Origin of the sequence: Caulobacter hibisci (assembly GCF_016135805.1) — a bacterium.
Taxonomy (GTDB): Bacteria; Pseudomonadota; Alphaproteobacteria; order Caulobacterales; family Caulobacteraceae; genus Caulobacter; species Caulobacter hibisci.
On sequence record NZ_JADWOX010000013.1, the window covers coordinates 135,133 to 149,929 of the forward strand.

Below are 14,797 nucleotides of genomic sequence, written 5' to 3' on the forward strand. Positions count from 1 at the left end.
ACCTCTCTCTTTAGAGAGAGGGGCGCGGAGGTCCTTGTCGGAAATCGCACAGGCCGGGATCGCGCTCGGCCTCCGGCGTCAGGACGAGACGCTGATAGGTCTCGACGCCGTCGCCTTGCGGCAGGAACGTCACCACCTGCGTCGGGCCGTCGCCGGTCCGCACGACCAGTTCGTAGGGAATGCTCGCGTCGCCGCCGCGGCCCTTGCGGCGCTCGACGATGATCATGCCGTTGCGCAGGCCGGCGCGATAGGCGGCGCTGGTCTCGCGCAGGTCGGCGACGCTCATCGTCCCCTTGTCGTCCACGCTGGGCTCGAAGCCGCGGTCGAAGGTCGGCGTCGTCGCCTGTTCGACGCGGGCGCAGGGCAGGAAGGCGGCCGAGGGCAGCCTGATCGGCGCGCCCAGGGCGACATGGGCTTCGATGTCGTCGGCGACGTTCAGCCCGCGCGCCCTGGCGGCGTCGATGAAGGCGGCCAGCATCGTGGCCTCCGGCTTGGCGTCGCGGCCCGCGGCCTGGTCGCGCAGCACCTGGTCGAGGCTCGATCCGGCCTGGCGCAGCCTGGCGTCCCAGATCGCCGCCAGCAGCGATCCGCGCTGATAGGCCAGCTGGTCGACGCCGGGCTCGGTCCAGAACTTCTCCGCCGCCTCCTTGTTGGGCATGGCGATGACCGGCGAGGTCCCATAGGCCTTCAGCGTTTCGTTCCAAGCGGCGGTGAAGCCCGCCGGCGTCATCAGGCGCGTGCGCGCCAGCAGCCGGCGGGCGTAGAAGTCGGTGAAGCCCTCGCTGAACCAGTAGCCTCGCGGGCCGAAGGCCTGGCCCAGGCGGCTGGGATTCCAGGCGTGGAAGATTTCGTGCGCCAGCAGCACGCGCATGTCCTCCAGCGTCATGTTCGAGGTCGTGACCATGGCGAAGGCCTGTTCCTTGCCCGTGCCGTGGAAGGCGGCGGCGTTCTCCGGCTTCAGGCTCTGGGCGGTCACCAGGAACGGCCGCTTCTGGTTGTCGCCGAAGAAGCCGCGCTCGGCGGCCAGTATGGCTTCCAGTTCGCGGGCCAGGTCCGCCTCGGCGAAGGCGTAGGTTCCCCGGATGGCCAGACGGACGGGGCCGGAGCGGATGATTTTGACGTCACGCCCGCCCATGAAGACGCTGTGGCGCAGATCGCCCGTCCAGTCGGCGGCGTCTTCGAGATTGCTGGCCAGCTTGAAGTCCTTTGGCCAGTCCTTGCCCCAGTCGAATGAACCGGGACCGTCCTCGCGGCCGTCGATGACGACCAAGGCGCTGGCGCCGTCTACATAAAACCACGACGGGCGGACCCACGGTTCGCTGGGATAGCCGTCGGACTGGCCCGGGTCGCGACCCAGCGTGTCACGGACGGTGTAGCGCAGCACCAGCCTGCGCCCGGGCTTCGAGCGTACGATTCGCTCCTTGGGCGTGTCCTCGACGATCGAGTCCGCTCCCTCGACCGTCAGGTTCGACAGGTTGCGCCAGATTTCCTTCCGACCCATCCAGTTGTGGGGCAGGGACAGGCGGGTTTCGCCGTCGGCGTCGGCCTTGAAGGTCGCAGTGATCCGCAGCCCCGTCAGGTCCTGGCCGTCCATGATCGGCGAGACGGCGTAGGCGACCGGCGCGGGCTTCAATTTCGGCTCGGCCAGCGCCGGAGCCGTGAAAACGAACAGCGCCGCCAAAGCACCAGAAATCCTCGAAATCAAGCCCACGCCCCCATGCACGCCGTCAGGCGCTCGACACCAGTCCGCCCGGCAGAAGATCCGCCCGCTCGGCCAGGGCCAGCTCCACAAGGGCAGCCATCACCGCTGAAGTCGGCGCTTTTACGGCCCGCACCAGTTCGTCGCGCGAGACCGGGGTGGGCGAGAGCAGGGCGGCCAGGCGTTCGCGCAGGGCGTCGTGGTCGAGGTCGTCGGCGGCCGGGTCCGGATCCCAGGTCCGCTCGCGTTCGCGCATCGAGGGCGAGGCCGACAGCGAACGCAGCACGTCCTCGACACCCTCGCACAGGATCGCGCCCTGGCGGATCAGGTCGTTGGGGCCCTTGGCGCGCGGATCCAGCGGCGAGCCCGGCACGGCGAAGACGTCGCGGCCCTGCTCGGCGGCCAGGCGGGCGGTGATTAGCGAGCCGGACTTCAGCTCGGCCTCGACCACCACGACGCCCAGCGACAGGCCCGAGATGATGCGGTTGCGGCGGGGAAAGTCTTTGGCCTGGGCCCGGCGCAGGGGCGCGCTCTCGGAAACGATGCAGCCGGCCTCGGCGATGCGGGCGTGCAGGCCCGCGTGCTCGGGCGGATAGATGTCGGCGATCCCGCCGCCCAGGACGGCGATCGTGCCGGTCGACAACGAGCCCTCGTGCGCCGCGCCGTCGACGCCGCGCGCCAGGCCCGAGACCACGACATGGCCGTGCTGGCCGAGCTCCGCCGCCAGTTGGCGGGCGAAGCGCTGGCCGGCGGCCGAGGCGATGCGGGCGCCGACGATGGCGATGCTCGGCTGGGGCAGGAGTTCGTAGTGGCCCAGCGCCCAGATCACCGGCGGCGGCGGATCCAGGCTGGCCAGGCGGTGCGGGAAATCAGGCTCGCAGGCGCAGATCAGGCGAGCGCCGAGCCGGTCGCCATCGTCCAGTTCGCGCAGGATCTCGTCTTCCGGCGGCGGCCGCAGCGGGGCCGCGCGGCCCGCCCGACGGGCTAGGTCGGGCAGGGCGATCAGCGCCCGCTCGGGCGAGCCGAAGCGCTGAAGAAGGTGGTCGAAGGCGACGGGGCCGACCGTCTCGGTGCGCGCCAGGCGAAGCCAGGCCAGGCGTTCCTTGTCCGAGAGGCCCCGCGTCATCAGGCTTCCGGAGGCGGCGTCTCGGCCGTCTTCTTCTTGCCGATCCGGGGCTCCTCGCCCTTGAGCAGCCGGCGGATGTTGTCCTTGTGGCGGATGTAGATCAGCACGGCCATGAACAGGCACAGGGCCAGGATTGGATAGGGGCGGTCGGTGGCCAGGGCGAAGGGCGCGGCCAGGGCGGCGGCGGTCAGGGCGGCCAGCGAGCTGATGCGGAACAGGGCGGCCATGGCCAGCCAGGTCGCCGCGGCCAGCAGGCCCACGGGCCAGGCGGCGGCCAGCAGCACGCCGTAGAAGGTGGCCACGCCCTTGCCGCCGTTGAACTTCAGCCAGACGGGGAAGATGTGGCCGGCGAAGGCCGCGCCGCCGGCCAGGGCGACGACGGCCGGATTGCCGTGGCTCAGCCAGTGGGCCAGGCCCACGGCGACCGCGCCCTTGCCGCCGTCGCCCAGCAGGGTGATGGCCGCCAGGTCCTTGCGGCCCGAGCGCAGCACGTTGGTCGCGCCGATGTTGCCCGAGCCGATCTTGCGGATGTCGCCGGCGCCGCCCAGGCGGGTGGCGATCATGCCGAACGGGATCGAGCCCAGCAGGTAGCCCCCGATCACGGCGATCGCGAGGGTCAGATAGACGGCGGGGGCGAGGCTTTCCAAGAATGCTACCTTTGCGCGAGCGAACCATGGCCAAGCTTGCCGAGAGAGGCAAGCCCGTTCTGCGCCTCTTACAGCGCTTCTGGCTCCCGGCGAAGCGGGCGTGAGGCTAGACGGCGATCGGCGCGTCGCGGCGCTGCGGCGGCCAGCGGGTTCGTATCGCGCAGATCAGGGCGGCGACGCCGCCGATCCCGGCGAACAGGCCGGCGGCCAGAGGGCGGGGTTCGTCCGGCGCCAGCCAGTCGACGGCGAAGGCGAGGCTGCCCGTCGCGGCGCCGGCGGCCGTCACGGCCAGGAGGTAGAGAAGGGCGCCGCGCGCCTCGCTTACCCGCCACGACACCAGCCCCAGGGGAAGGGCGGCCAGGAAAAGCGGCGGCGCCGCCCAGGGGAAGCTGAGCAGGCCGAAGGGCGATGTCCAGATCACGTAGCCTACGTCCGCCATCCGGATCAGCATGCGCTCGGTCCGGATCGTGTAGGCCCATGTGCAGACCCACAGCAGCACGAACGCGGTCAGCGCCCAGCCGAGGGGGAACCAGAGCAGGGCATGGGCCAGGGGCCGTTTCGCGCTTCCTGCCGACATCTCCGCTTGCGCGGTCATGGCGACACCGGCTCCATCCGGGCTCAAGCCGGCCGGGCCGCGCGCGGAACGGCGCAAAGCGCGATGCTGCCCACGATGGCCGCGCTCAGCGCCCCCAGCAGAGCCGCTTGCGCAATGCCGTCGAACCTCATGGCCAGCAGCGCGAACACCGCGCTGAAGCCGCCGCCGACGAGGGCGCTCGCGACCAGCCATGGCAGGCGCGAAAGGCGCGGCGCCATCCCGGCGGCGACGAGGCCGGTCAGGCTGGCCGGGCCGGCTTGCCAGAGCCAGGCCAACACCAGTGCGGGCGATTGGGCCGTCAGGCTGGTCCAGCCGTAGCCCGGCGGCGCGACGTCGCGCCAGGTAGAGACGACCGCCAGATAGAAGGCGCACCACAGCGTCATGTGGACGGTCGGGCCGGCCAGCGTGAAGATCAGCCAGGTCCGCAAGAACGCCCGTCGATCGTCCATAATCGCCTCCTGTTTGAAGGCGATGAAATTGCAGCCTGGGCGTGCTGTCAATCGCGATAGATCAACCGCCGGAGGGGCTCAGCCCTCCGCGCGGTGCACTACGCGGCCATCCACCACCGTCATCAGCACCTGGCCTTGCAAGCGGCGGCCGTCGAACGGCGAGTTCTTCGACTTGGACAGCAGCTTGGCGGCGTCGACGATGATCGGGGCGTCGAGATCGCACAGCACCAGGTCGGCCGGAGCCCCCGGCGCGATGCGGCCGGTCTGCAGGCCCAGCAAGCTGGCCGGCGACAGGGTCACCGCGCGGATCAGGTCGATCAGCGGCAGGCGCTCGTCGTGATAGAGGCCCAGCAGCGCCGGCAGCAGCGTTTCCAGGCCCACGGCGCCAGGCGCGGCCTGGTCGAACGGCAGGCGCTTGTCTTCGGCGGGAGCCGGGGCGTGGGCGCTGACGACGACGTCGATCAGGCCGTCGGCCAGGGCCTCGATCAGGGCCTGGCGGTCGTCCTCGCCGCGCAGGGGCGGGGTCAGCTTGGCGAAGGTGCGGTAGTCGCCGATGTCCAGCTCGTTGAAGCACAGGTGGTTGATCGACACGCTGGCGTGGATGCGCAGGCCCCTGGCCTTGGCGCGACCGAGCGTCTCCAGCGCCTGGGCGCTGGTGACCTGGTCGACCAGCAGGCGGCCGCCGGTGGCCTCCAGCAGGGCGACGTCGCGCTCCAGCATGATCCGCTCGGCCATCGGCGAGATCGACGGCAGGCCCATGCGGGCGGCGAACTCGCCGCCGTGCGCCGCGCCGCCCTTGGCCAGCCACGGGTCGAGCGGGCGGTGGGCCAGGATGGTGTCGAAGCCCTTCGCATAGGTCAGCAGGCGCTGCATGACCTTGCTGTCGGCGATCGGCCGGTCGGCGTCGGTGACATAGACGCAGCCGGCCTCGCGCATCAGGCCGATCTCGGCCATCTCCTCGCCCCTGAGGCCCTTGGTGGCCGCCCCGGCGCAGAGGATGCGGGCGCTGTCGATGTCGCGCGCCCGGCGGAGCAGGAAGTCGACCGTGCTGGGATCATCGACCGCCGGGTCGGTGTCGGGCTGGACGACGAAGCTGGTGACGCCGCCGGCGGCGGCGGCGCGGGCGGCGCTGGCCAGGGTTTCCTTGGTCTCGGCCCCCGGCTCGCCGGTCTTGACCCGCAGGTCGATCAGCCCCGGCGCCAGCATGGCTCCGCCGCAGTCGACGACGCGGACGCCCTTGGTCAGCTTGCCGAACTCGCGGCCCTTGGCCACGTCGGCGATGACGCCTTCGGAGACGATGACCCCGCCGGGGCCGTCATAGCCGCTTTCGGGATCGACGAGGCGGGCGTTGACGAAGGCGAGCGGCTGGGCGGCGGTCATCGGCCTTCCTCCTCGAAGCGGTGGGCGAGGGAGGCGAGCACGGCCATCCGGGCGGCGACGCCCATCTCGACCTGGTCCTGGATCAGGCTGACGGCGGGGTCGTCGGCGACGTCGCTGTCGATCTCCACGCCCCGGTTCATCGGCCCCGGGTGCATGACCTTGGCCCCCGGCGCGGCGCGGGCCAGCTTCTCGCGGTCCAGGCCGTAGAAGCGGAAGTATTCGCGGGTCGAGGGCACGAAGCCGCCCTGCATCCGCTCCAGCTGCAGGCGCAGCATCATCACCACGTCGACGCCGGCCAGGCCCGACTTCATGTCGTGGTGCACGGTCACGCCCCAGCGCTCGGCCTGGGCCGGCATCAGGGTGGGCGGGCCGACCAGGCGCACGCTGGCGCCCAGGATCTGCAGCAGGGCGACGTTGGAGCGCGCCACGCGGCTGTGCAGCACGTCGCCGCAGATGGCCACGGTCAGGCCCGAGACCCGGCCGAAGGCGCGGCGGATCGACAGGGCGTCCAACAGGGCCTGGGTCGGGTGCTCGTGCTGGCCGTCGCCGGCGTTGACGACGCTGCCGCTGACCTTCTGGCTGAGCAGGGACGCCGCACCCGACGAGGCGTGGCGCACGACCAGCAGGTCGGGCCGCATGGCGTTCAGCGTGACCGCCGTGTCGATCAGGGTCTCGCCCTTGGCCACCGACGAGGTCTTGGGATTCATGTTGACGACGTCGGCGCCCAGCCGCTTGCCGGCCAGCTCGAACGAGCTCTGGGTGCGGGTGCTGTTCTCGAAGAACAGGTTCATCAGCGTCCGCCCCTTGAGGATGTCGAGGGACTTGGACGTCTGCCGGCTCAACGCCACGAAGGCGTCGGCCAGATCCAGCAGGTCGGCCGCCTGGGGGGCGTTGAGATCGCCCGCCGAAAGGAAGTGCCGCTTGGGGAACGAAAAGAGGCGCTTGCGGATCGTTTCGATCGCCGCGCTCGGGTCATGGGCTGAAGCCGTCATGAGCCCGCGTCATAGGCGGCTTTGGCGGGGAAGGGAAGGACAGTCTGGTCCCTCTCCCCTTGCGGGAGAGGGTGGCCTCGCTGCGCGAGGTCGGGTGAGGGGTTGAAGGCGCTGTCCGCTCGGAAGCGGTCAGGCCGGGCGGGGCGTTGGAATTCTGAGAGACCCCTCATCCGTCGGCTGCGCCGACACCTTCTCCCGCAGGGGGAGAAGGGAAAGTTAGACTTCCCCCCGGATCCCCCGCATCCGTTCCAGCGCGCCCTGCAGGATCCAGCCGGCGGCCATCTTGTCGACGACCTCGCCGCGGCGCTTGCGGTTGACGTCGTGCTCGTCGATCAGCACGCGGGTCACCGCCGCCGTCGACAGGCGCTCGTCCCAGAAGGTGATGGTCAGGTCGGGGCGCAGGCGCAGCAGGTTGCGGGCGAGCGCCCGGTTGGACTGGCAGCGCACCCCTTCGGTGCCGTCCATGTTGACCGGCAGGCCGATGACGATCCCGGCCACCTTGCGGTAGTCGATGATGTCGAACAGCGCCTCGGCGTCCTGGGTGAACTTGGCCTTGTGGATCACGGTCAGCGGGCTGGCGACCGTCAGGGTGACGTCCGACACGGCCACGCCGATGGTCTTTTCGCCCGGATCCAGGCCGATGATCGGCTTGTAGTCGGGGATGGCGGCGGTGAATTGTTCGATGTCGAGAACGGGCATGGGCGGCTTCTACGCTTTCGTGGGCTCCGAAGCGAGGTCCAGCCGATAGAAGATGGTGTCCAGGGCCATGCGCGGGAAGCCGGGCGGCAGGTCGTCGGCCGTGACGCGGGTGAAGCCCTGCTTGTCATAGAAGCGATGGGCCGCCTGGAAGGCGGTGGTGGTGCCCAGCCAGATCCGTTCGAACCCCTCGGTGCGGGCGAAGGCCAGCAACGTCTCCACTAAGCCTGCCGCCACGCCGAGGTCGCGACCCCGGAAAGCCTTGTCCACGAACATCTTGCGCAGCGCGCCGTCCTTCGGGGCGAACCGCCTCAGGCCGATGCTGCCGACGACCGCGCCGTCTTCCTCCGCCACCCAGAAGCCGCCGTAGGCCTGGTAGAAGCCGGGAATGTCGGCGAGGTCCGGCTGGTCCGCCAGGGTGATTGGCAGGCCGAACTCCTCGCGCTGGATCGAGACGATCAGCGCGCCCACCGCTTGGGCGTGCTCGGGAGCGAAGGAAGCGATGGTCATGGCGGTTCCGGCGCGTTCTGGCCGCCGATCTTGCCGCCGCTGTGCGAAAAGGCCTAGCGAAGGGGAGGGCGGGCTTGTCAAAGACGAGGCTAGGCGGGTAACCCACCCCTCGAAAGTCGGAAATTTCCGACGACCAACACTACTGTTTGGAGAAGGCCCCATGGCCATCGACGCCGCGACCGTCCGCAAGGTCGCCCGGCTCGCCCGCATCGCCGAACCCGAAGAGCGCATCGAGGCCCTGGCCAGCGAGCTCAACGGGATCATGACCTGGATCGAGCAGCTGGCCGAGGTCGACACCGACGGCGTCGAGCCGCTGACCAGCGTCGTGGCCGCCGGCCTGCCGCTGCGTGAGGACGTCGTCACCATGGGCGGCGAGCCCGAAGTGGTCACCGGCAACGCGCCCAAGACCGTCGGCAACTTCTTCGTCGTGCCCAAGGTGGTCGAATAATGAGCGCGCTCACCAAACTCACCTTGAAGGGCGCCCTAGACGGCCTGGCCGCCAAGGACTTCACCTCGGTCGAACTGACCCAGGCCCATATCGACGCCGTCGAAGCCGCTCGCGGCCTCAACGCCTACATTCTCGAGACGCCGGAAAAGGCGCTGGAGATGGCCGCCGCTTCGGACGCGCGCCGCGCCAAGGGCGAGGCCGGCGTGCTTGACGGCGCGCCACTGGGTGTCAAGGACCTGTTCTGCACCAAGGGCGTGCGCACCACGGCCTGCTCGAAGATCCTGGAAAACTTCGTCCCGGGCTACGAGTCGACGGTGACGTCGAACCTGTGGCGCGACGGCGCGGTGATGCTGGGCAAGCTGAACCTCGACCAGTTCGCCATGGGCTCGTCGAACGAGACCTCCTATTTCGGCCCGGTCACCAATCCCTGGCGCGGCAAGAACAGCAACAAGGCCCTGACCCCGGGCGGCAGCTCGGGCGGCAGCGCCGCGGCGGTCGCCGCTGATCTCTGCCTGGGCGCCACCGCCACCGACACCGGCGGCTCGATCCGCCAGCCGGCCGCCTTCACCGGCACCGTCGGCATCAAGCCGACCTACGGCCGCTGCTCGCGCTGGGGCGTCGTCGCCTTCGCCAGCTCGCTGGACCAGGCCGGCCCGATCGCCAAGACCGTCGAGGACGCGGCCCTGCTGCTGAACTCGATGTCGGGCCACGATCCCAAGGACTCCACCAGCCTCGACATCGCCGTTCCTGACTTCACCCAGTTCGTCGGCAAGTCGGTCAAGGGCCTGCGGATCGGCGTGCCGAAGGAATACCGCGTCGACGGCATGCCGGCCGAGATCCAGAAGCTGTGGGACGACGGCGTCGCCTGGCTGAAGGAGGCCGGCTGCGAGATCGTCGAGATCAGCCTGCCGCACACCAAGTACGCCCTGCCGGCCTACTACATCGTGGCGCCGGCCGAAGCCTCGTCGAATCTGGCCCGCTACGACGGCATGCGCTTTGGCCTGCGCGAGGACGGCGCCAACCTGACCGAGATCTATGAGAACACCCGCGCCTCGGGCTTCGGCGACGAGGTCAAGCGCCGCATCCTGATCGGCACCTACGTGCTCTCGGCCGGCTATTACGACGCCTACTACCTGAAGGCCCTGAAGGTGCGCCGTCGCATCGCCGAGGACTTCGACAACGCCTGGACCAAGGTCGACGCCATCCTCACCCCGACCGCGCCCTCGGCGGCGTTCGGCCTGGGTGAAAACAGCAACGATCCGATCGCCATGTACCTGAACGACGTCTTCACGGTGACCACCAACCTGGCGGGCCTGCCGGGTCTGTCCCTGCCGGCCGGCCTCGACGCCAACGGCCTGCCGCTGGGTCTGCAGATCATCGGCAAGCCGCTGGACGAAGGCACGGTGTTCTCGGTGGCCGGCGCCATCGAAAAGGCCGCCGGCTTCACGGCCAAGGCCGACAAGTGGTGGTGAGCTAGCCTCGGCTGGACCCAAAGAAAAAGGGCGGCTCCAGCGATGGAGCCGCCCTTCGTCATTCTAGGCCGTTACTGGCCAAGCCCTTACTGGGGCGTGTCCGGCGTCGCGGGGGCAACCGGCGCGGCGGGAGCCGCCGGCGCGGGGATGGCCAGCGGGGCCGGTTCGGCGACGATCGCCACCGGAGCGGCCGGCGCGGGCGCGGGGGCAGGAACCGTGGCGCTCACATTGGTCGAGGCCTCTTCAGCCGAGGGCGCGCTGGGCGCCGGACGAGCGGCGGCGCGGCGGGCGGCCGGACGCGGCTCGGCGCGGGCGACTTCCGTGCGGGCGACCGGCGCCGGGGCCGGCGTGGCGGCGGCCGGTTCGGGCATGACGGCCGGGGTCGGCGCCGGGGCGGGCGTCGTGACCGGCGCGGCCTCGGCGACCTTCAGGCTCTCGCCGCTTTCCGGAGTCTGGGCCGGCTGGCTCATCAAGCCCCAGGCCAGTCCGCCGATGGCGACGGCCAGAACCGGCACGCCGATCAGCAGCGGCAGGTTGCTGGAAGACTTCTTCGAGCGGGTCGAGGTGCGCGCATAGACGGGCGCTTGCGGAAACAGGGCCGAACCATCGCTGTTGACGGCGATCGCGGGTTCAGGACCATCGAGATTCAAGGCAGGCATTTGGATCCTCCTCAGCTATCCTTGTCGGGATAAGTAACGGGAGGTGTCGAACGCGGTTCCGTCTGTCGCGGAATGGTTCTGTTTCTGCCGGATTCGGGTCTTAATTGCTGTGGCGCTTAAACTTCCCTCTCCCCTTGCGGGAGAGGGTGGCCTCCCGGCGGGAGGTCGGGTGAGGGGTCTCTCAGAACCGTCCGCGCGACCCCTCATCCGTCATCCTTTGGATGACACCTTCTCCCGCAAGGGGAGAAGGAGCATCAATACCCCAGCGCCACCCCGTCCTTGCGCATCTCCGTCGCCGCCGCATAACGCCCCGGCCAGCGCTCGATGGCCTGGTAGCCGCCATAGCCGCCGGCGTCGGTCTTCAGTTTCCAGCCGATGGCTTCGAGCGCCTTGCGGGTCTCAAGCGGCACGCCGCTCTCCAGGTCGAGCGCCGTGACGTCCTCGGCCGCGATCCCCGTCGGCTCGGGCGAGCCGCCGTGGTGCCAGCGCGGGGCGTCGCCGGCCTCCTGCACGCCCAGGCCGAAGTCGACCATGTTGCTGATGATCTGGGTCTGCCCTTGGGGCTGCATGTCGCCGCCCATGACCCCGAAGCTCAGCCACGGCTCGCCCTTTCGGGTCGCAAAGCCCGGGATGATCGTCTGGAAGGGCCGCTTGCCGGGGGCGTAGATGTTGGGATGGCCGTCGGTCAGGGCGAACAACTCGCCCCGGTCCTGGAACATGAAGCCCAGGCCGTCGGGCGACAGGCCAGACCCCATGCCGCGATAGTTCGACTGGATGATCGACACCATCATCCCGTCCTTGTCGGCGGTGGTGAAATAGGTGGTGTCGCCCTTGCTCGGCGCGGTCCCTGCAAACGACGGCGTCCAGATCTTGTCCGGACGGATCAGCTTGGCGCGCTCCTTGGCGTAGTCCTTGGAGATCAGCCAGTCGATCGGCGACTTGTAGAAGTCCTGGTCGGCGTAGAAGCGCGCGCGATCCTCATAGGCCAGGCGCTTGGCCTCGACGGCGTGGTGGATCGCCTGGGCCGACTGGAAGCCCATGCCGGCCACGTCGAACTGCTCGAGGATGCTCAGCATCTGCAGGGTGGCCAGCCCCTGGGTATTGTCGGCCAGGGCATGGACATCGACGCCGCGATAGCCGGTGGTGTGGACGCTGGTCCAGACGGCGCGGTTGGCGGCGAGGTCGGCCTTGGTCATCCAGCCGCCGATGCGCTTGAAATAGGCCTCGATCGTCGTGGCGATCTCGCCTTCGTAGAAGGCCCGGCCGCCGCCCTGGGCGATCAGGCGATAGGTTCGGGCCAGGGCCGGGTTCTTGAAGATCTCGCCTTCGACAGGGGTCTTGCCGGTCGGCGCCCAGACTTTCTTGAAGTTCTCGACCTCCTCGATGCCCGAGGCGGGATTGGTGAAGCGGCGATGGCTGCCGGCCAGGTAATAGGCGACGTTCTGGGTGACCGGGTGGCCTTCCTCGGCCGTGGCGATGGCCGGCTCGAACAGCTCGGCCCACTTCAGCTTGCCATAGCGCTCGTGCAGCGCCCGCCAGGCGTCGACGGCGCCGGGCACGCTGACGCTGACCGCGCCCCAGCTGGGAATCTTGCCGTCCTTGGCGCGGCTGCGCACCGTCTCCAGCGACAGCCCCTTGGGCGAGCGGCCCGAGCCGTTGAGGCCCACCACCTTGCGGGTCTTCGGGTCCCAGAGCAGCACATAGCAATCGCCGCCGATGCCGCAGGCAATCGGCTCGCACAGGCCGAGCATGGCGTTGGCGGCGATGGCCGCGTCGGCCGCCGAGCCGCCCTTCTTGAGCACCGCGATCGCCGCCTGGGTGGCCAGCGGATGGGCCGTCGCCGCCGCGCCATGGATGCCCCAGGCCGCCGAGCGCGAAGCGAAATTGGCCCCGGCGACGCGGTCGCCGCCATGCACGTCGGGCCGTTTCAGGTTCGGATTGGCGCCAGGGAGGATCTGCGACTGCGCATAGGCCTGGCCGGCGAAGGCGGCGGCCGGCAAGGCGGCGAAGAAGGTGCGGCGGCGCATGTCGAGGTCCCCACGAAAACGGCGACTCCGTTTCTAGGGGCGGCAGGGAAGGGAGGCTAGGCGTTGCGGGAAAAGTGGGTGGCGGTGGAAAGAGCGTGCGCCGCCGAGGTCATATCTATCAGAAGTCATCGCCCGGCTTGTCCGGGCGACCCAAGCGGCGTGTCAGGAGATGGCTGGCTCAGCTTGGGTCGCCCGCATGAAGCGGCGATGACTTCCTTTTATGGGCTGTCAGCCCAACGCCAGATCGTCCAGCTCCTTGCCCAGCATCAGCGCCAGGGCCTCGACGACCAGCACGTGGTCCTGGCGCTGAGGCAGGCCCGAGACGGTCACCGCGCCGATGCAGCCGAGGCCTCGCACCAGCAGCGGAAAGCCGCCGCCGTGGCTGGCGTAGTCGCGGGTCGGCAGGCCGTGCTTGGCTTCCAGGGTCTCGCCCTTGGCCGCCAGGGCCAGGCCCACGCCGTAGGAGCTCTTGGAGAAGTGCAACACGGTGTTGCGTTTGCGGCGCAGCCAGTCGGCGTTCTCACCGGTCGAGCCGGGCAGGGCGGCGTGGAACAGCGCCCGGTCCCGCAGCGACACGTCGATCGCCAGCGGCGCCTTGCGGGCCAGGGCCGCGTCGCGCAGGCCAGCCCCCAGGGCCCAGGCGGTGTCGAGGTCGAAGCGTTCGAACACCAGCGCTGCCTCCTGGGCGGCGATGCGGGCGATGTCGTCCTGATGGCTCATCAGGCGGCCTCGACCGGCAGTTCGCGGCGCTCGGCGGCCGAGCGGGCGGCCAGGTCCAGCAGCTCCATGACCAGCAGCGCCTCGCGGGCCGGTACGGGATTGGCCGCGCCGGTCAGGATGGCGTCGCGGATCCCGGCATAATAGGCCGCGTAGTCGCCGCGCGCGCCGGCCACCGTCGCGCTGGTCAGCACGTCGCCGTCGGCGCGGGTCAGGGTTCCGGGGCGAGGATCGACGCCGAAGCCCTCGTCGGCCGGGGTGAGGCCGCGCTTCAGGGCGTCCTCCTGGGCGTCGAGGCCCTGCTTGACGAAGCTGCCCTGGGTCCCGTGCACGGCCAGGCGCAGGTCCGCGGCCGCGGTCAGCAGGCTGCCGTGCAGGATCACCCGCAGGGCGTCATAGCGCAGCACGACGTGGAAATAGTCGTCGGCCCCCGCGCCCTCGCGCTGGACGCCGATGTCGGCGGAGACCGCCAGGGGCTGGCCAAACAGCTGCAGGGCCTGGTCCAGCAGGTGCGGGCCAAGGTCGAACCAGGCGCCAGCTCCTGGGCCGGCCCGCTCGCGCCAGCGGTCGCGGACCACCGGGCGGAAGCGGTCGAAATGGCTTTCGTACTGCACGACCTCGCCCAAGGCGCCATCGGCGATCAGGCCCTTCAAGGTCAGAAAGTCGGCGTCCCAGCGGCGGTTGTGAAATACCGACAGCAGACGATCATGGGTCTCGGCCGAGGCGACCAGGGCGCGAGCCTCGTCCAGCGTGACGGCGAACGGCTTGTCGACCACCAGGTGCTTGCCGGCGGCCAGGGCGGCCTGGCCCTGCGGGGCGTGCAGGTCGTTGGGGGTGGCGATGACGACGAGGTCGATCTGCGGATCCGCCAGGGCCTCGTCGAGCTCGGCCACGACCTTGGCCTCGGGATGGTCGGCCACCACCTTGGCCGGGTCGCTGGAAACCACGGTGTGCAACACCAGGCCCGGCGTCGTGGTGATCAGCGGGGCGTGAAAGGTCTTGCCGACATAGCCGTAGCCGACGAGGGCGACATTGAGCGGGGCGGTGGCGGTCTTGTCGAGCGCGGGAGACAACGTTGTCATGGCTTCCAGCTTAGGCCGCGATCACGGCGAGGTCACGGCGCCGAAGCTCAAAATCCCCATAAAAAAGCCCCCGGCGCGGTTGCGTCCGGGGGCTCGATTTCAGTCAGGTTGCGAAGATCAGATCTTCACGGGCTCCATCTTCGGGGCGAGCAGGTGCACGACCAGCAGGGCGACGAGATAGGCGCTGCCGGCGACGATGAAGATCGGGGTGTAGGTCCCGATCGTCTCGAGGACCTGGCCGATGTACTTGGAGAACACCATGCCGCCCAGGGCGCCGAGCATGCCGCCGATGCCGACC

Annotated in this window: 15 protein-coding genes and 1 pseudogene; 2 read left to right on the forward strand and 14 right to left on the reverse strand. The window is 69.9% G+C overall.

Translation table 11 applies throughout. The annotated features are described in order from the left end of the window. Positions 1–10: 10 nt before the first annotated feature. The 9 genes from I4Q42_RS17810 to I4Q42_RS17850 all read right to left on the reverse strand — a co-directional run bounded on the left by I4Q42_RS17810 (position 11) and on the right by I4Q42_RS17850 (position 8,094). A complete protein-coding gene (locus I4Q42_RS17810) occupies positions 11–1,681 on the reverse strand; it encodes a M61 family metallopeptidase (protein ID WP_198577433.1) in 1,671 nt (556 codons plus the stop codon). A gap of 46 nt (positions 1,682–1,727) precedes the next feature. Continuing rightward, entirely contained in the window at positions 1,728–2,825 is a 1,098-nt protein-coding gene (gene dprA / locus I4Q42_RS17815) for a DNA-processing protein DprA (RefSeq protein WP_198577434.1), read from the reverse strand. Continuing rightward, on the reverse strand, positions 2,825–3,472 hold the full coding sequence (gene plsY, locus I4Q42_RS17820; protein ID WP_198577435.1) for a glycerol-3-phosphate 1-O-acyltransferase PlsY: 648 nt from the start codon (positions 3,470–3,472) through the stop codon (positions 2,825–2,827). The genes dprA and plsY overlap by 1 nt, the downstream gene beginning before the upstream one ends. A gap of 106 nt (positions 3,473–3,578) precedes the next feature. Next, on the reverse strand, positions 3,579–4,067 hold the full coding sequence (locus tag I4Q42_RS17825; protein ID WP_198577436.1) for a hypothetical protein: 489 nt from the start codon (positions 4,065–4,067) through the stop codon (positions 3,579–3,581). 23 nt (positions 4,068–4,090) lie between these two features. Beyond that, a complete protein-coding gene (locus I4Q42_RS17830) occupies positions 4,091–4,516 on the reverse strand; it encodes a hypothetical protein (RefSeq protein WP_198577437.1) in 426 nt (141 codons plus the stop codon). A 78-nt stretch (positions 4,517–4,594) separates the two neighbouring features. Then, complete coding sequence (gene pyrC / locus I4Q42_RS17835) at positions 4,595–5,896, reverse strand: dihydroorotase (RefSeq protein ID WP_198577438.1); 1,302 nt, start codon at positions 5,894–5,896, stop codon at positions 4,595–4,597. After that, a complete protein-coding gene (locus I4Q42_RS17840) occupies positions 5,893–6,888 on the reverse strand; it encodes an aspartate carbamoyltransferase catalytic subunit (protein WP_198577439.1) in 996 nt (331 codons plus the stop codon). The genes pyrC and I4Q42_RS17840 overlap by 4 nt, the downstream gene beginning before the upstream one ends. A 216-nt stretch (positions 6,889–7,104) precedes the next feature. Further along, complete coding sequence (gene ruvX, locus I4Q42_RS17845; protein WP_198577440.1) at positions 7,105–7,587, reverse strand: Holliday junction resolvase RuvX; 483 nt, start codon at positions 7,585–7,587, stop codon at positions 7,105–7,107. Positions 7,588–7,596: 9 nt separating this feature from the next. Continuing rightward, complete coding sequence (locus I4Q42_RS17850) at positions 7,597–8,094, reverse strand: GNAT family N-acetyltransferase (protein ID WP_198577441.1); 498 nt, start codon at positions 8,092–8,094, stop codon at positions 7,597–7,599. A gap of 160 nt (positions 8,095–8,254) precedes the next feature. Here I4Q42_RS17850 and gatC point away from each other — a divergent pair, with 160 nt between their 5' ends. Both gatC and gatA read left to right on the forward strand, forming a co-directional pair. After that, complete coding sequence (gene gatC / locus I4Q42_RS17855) at positions 8,255–8,542, forward strand: Asp-tRNA(Asn)/Glu-tRNA(Gln) amidotransferase subunit GatC (RefSeq protein ID WP_198577442.1); 288 nt, start codon at positions 8,255–8,257, stop codon at positions 8,540–8,542. Beyond that, complete coding sequence (gene gatA / locus I4Q42_RS17860) at positions 8,542–10,014, forward strand: Asp-tRNA(Asn)/Glu-tRNA(Gln) amidotransferase subunit GatA (RefSeq protein ID WP_198577443.1); 1,473 nt, start codon at positions 8,542–8,544, stop codon at positions 10,012–10,014. The genes gatC and gatA overlap by 1 nt, the downstream gene beginning before the upstream one ends. Positions 10,015–10,100: 86 nt before the next feature. On the opposite strand, the gene I4Q42_RS17865 is transcribed toward gatA, so the two are convergent. From I4Q42_RS17865 to I4Q42_RS17885, 5 genes and pseudogenes are all read right to left on the reverse strand, one after another. After that, the gene (locus tag I4Q42_RS17865) at positions 10,101–10,673 is read right to left on the reverse strand and encodes a hypothetical protein (RefSeq protein WP_198577444.1); all 573 of its coding nucleotides are present in this window, start codon (positions 10,671–10,673) and stop codon (positions 10,101–10,103) included. 254 nt (positions 10,674–10,927) lie between these two features. Beyond that, complete coding sequence (locus I4Q42_RS17870; protein ID WP_198577445.1) at positions 10,928–12,700, reverse strand: gamma-glutamyltransferase family protein; 1,773 nt, start codon at positions 12,698–12,700, stop codon at positions 10,928–10,930. A gap of 228 nt (positions 12,701–12,928) precedes the next feature. Next, entirely contained in the window at positions 12,929–13,420 is a 492-nt protein-coding gene (locus I4Q42_RS17875; RefSeq protein WP_198577446.1) for a heme-degrading domain-containing protein, read from the reverse strand. Continuing rightward, positions 13,420–14,499: an oxidoreductase gene (locus I4Q42_RS17880; RefSeq protein WP_198577447.1), complete on the reverse strand. Its 1,080-nt coding sequence runs from the start codon at positions 14,497–14,499 to the stop codon at positions 13,420–13,422. The genes I4Q42_RS17875 and I4Q42_RS17880 overlap by 1 nt, the downstream gene beginning before the upstream one ends. Before the next feature lie 117 nt (positions 14,500–14,616). Further along, a pseudogene (locus tag I4Q42_RS17885) lies at positions 14,617–14,797 on the reverse strand (MFS transporter); the annotation flags it as partial.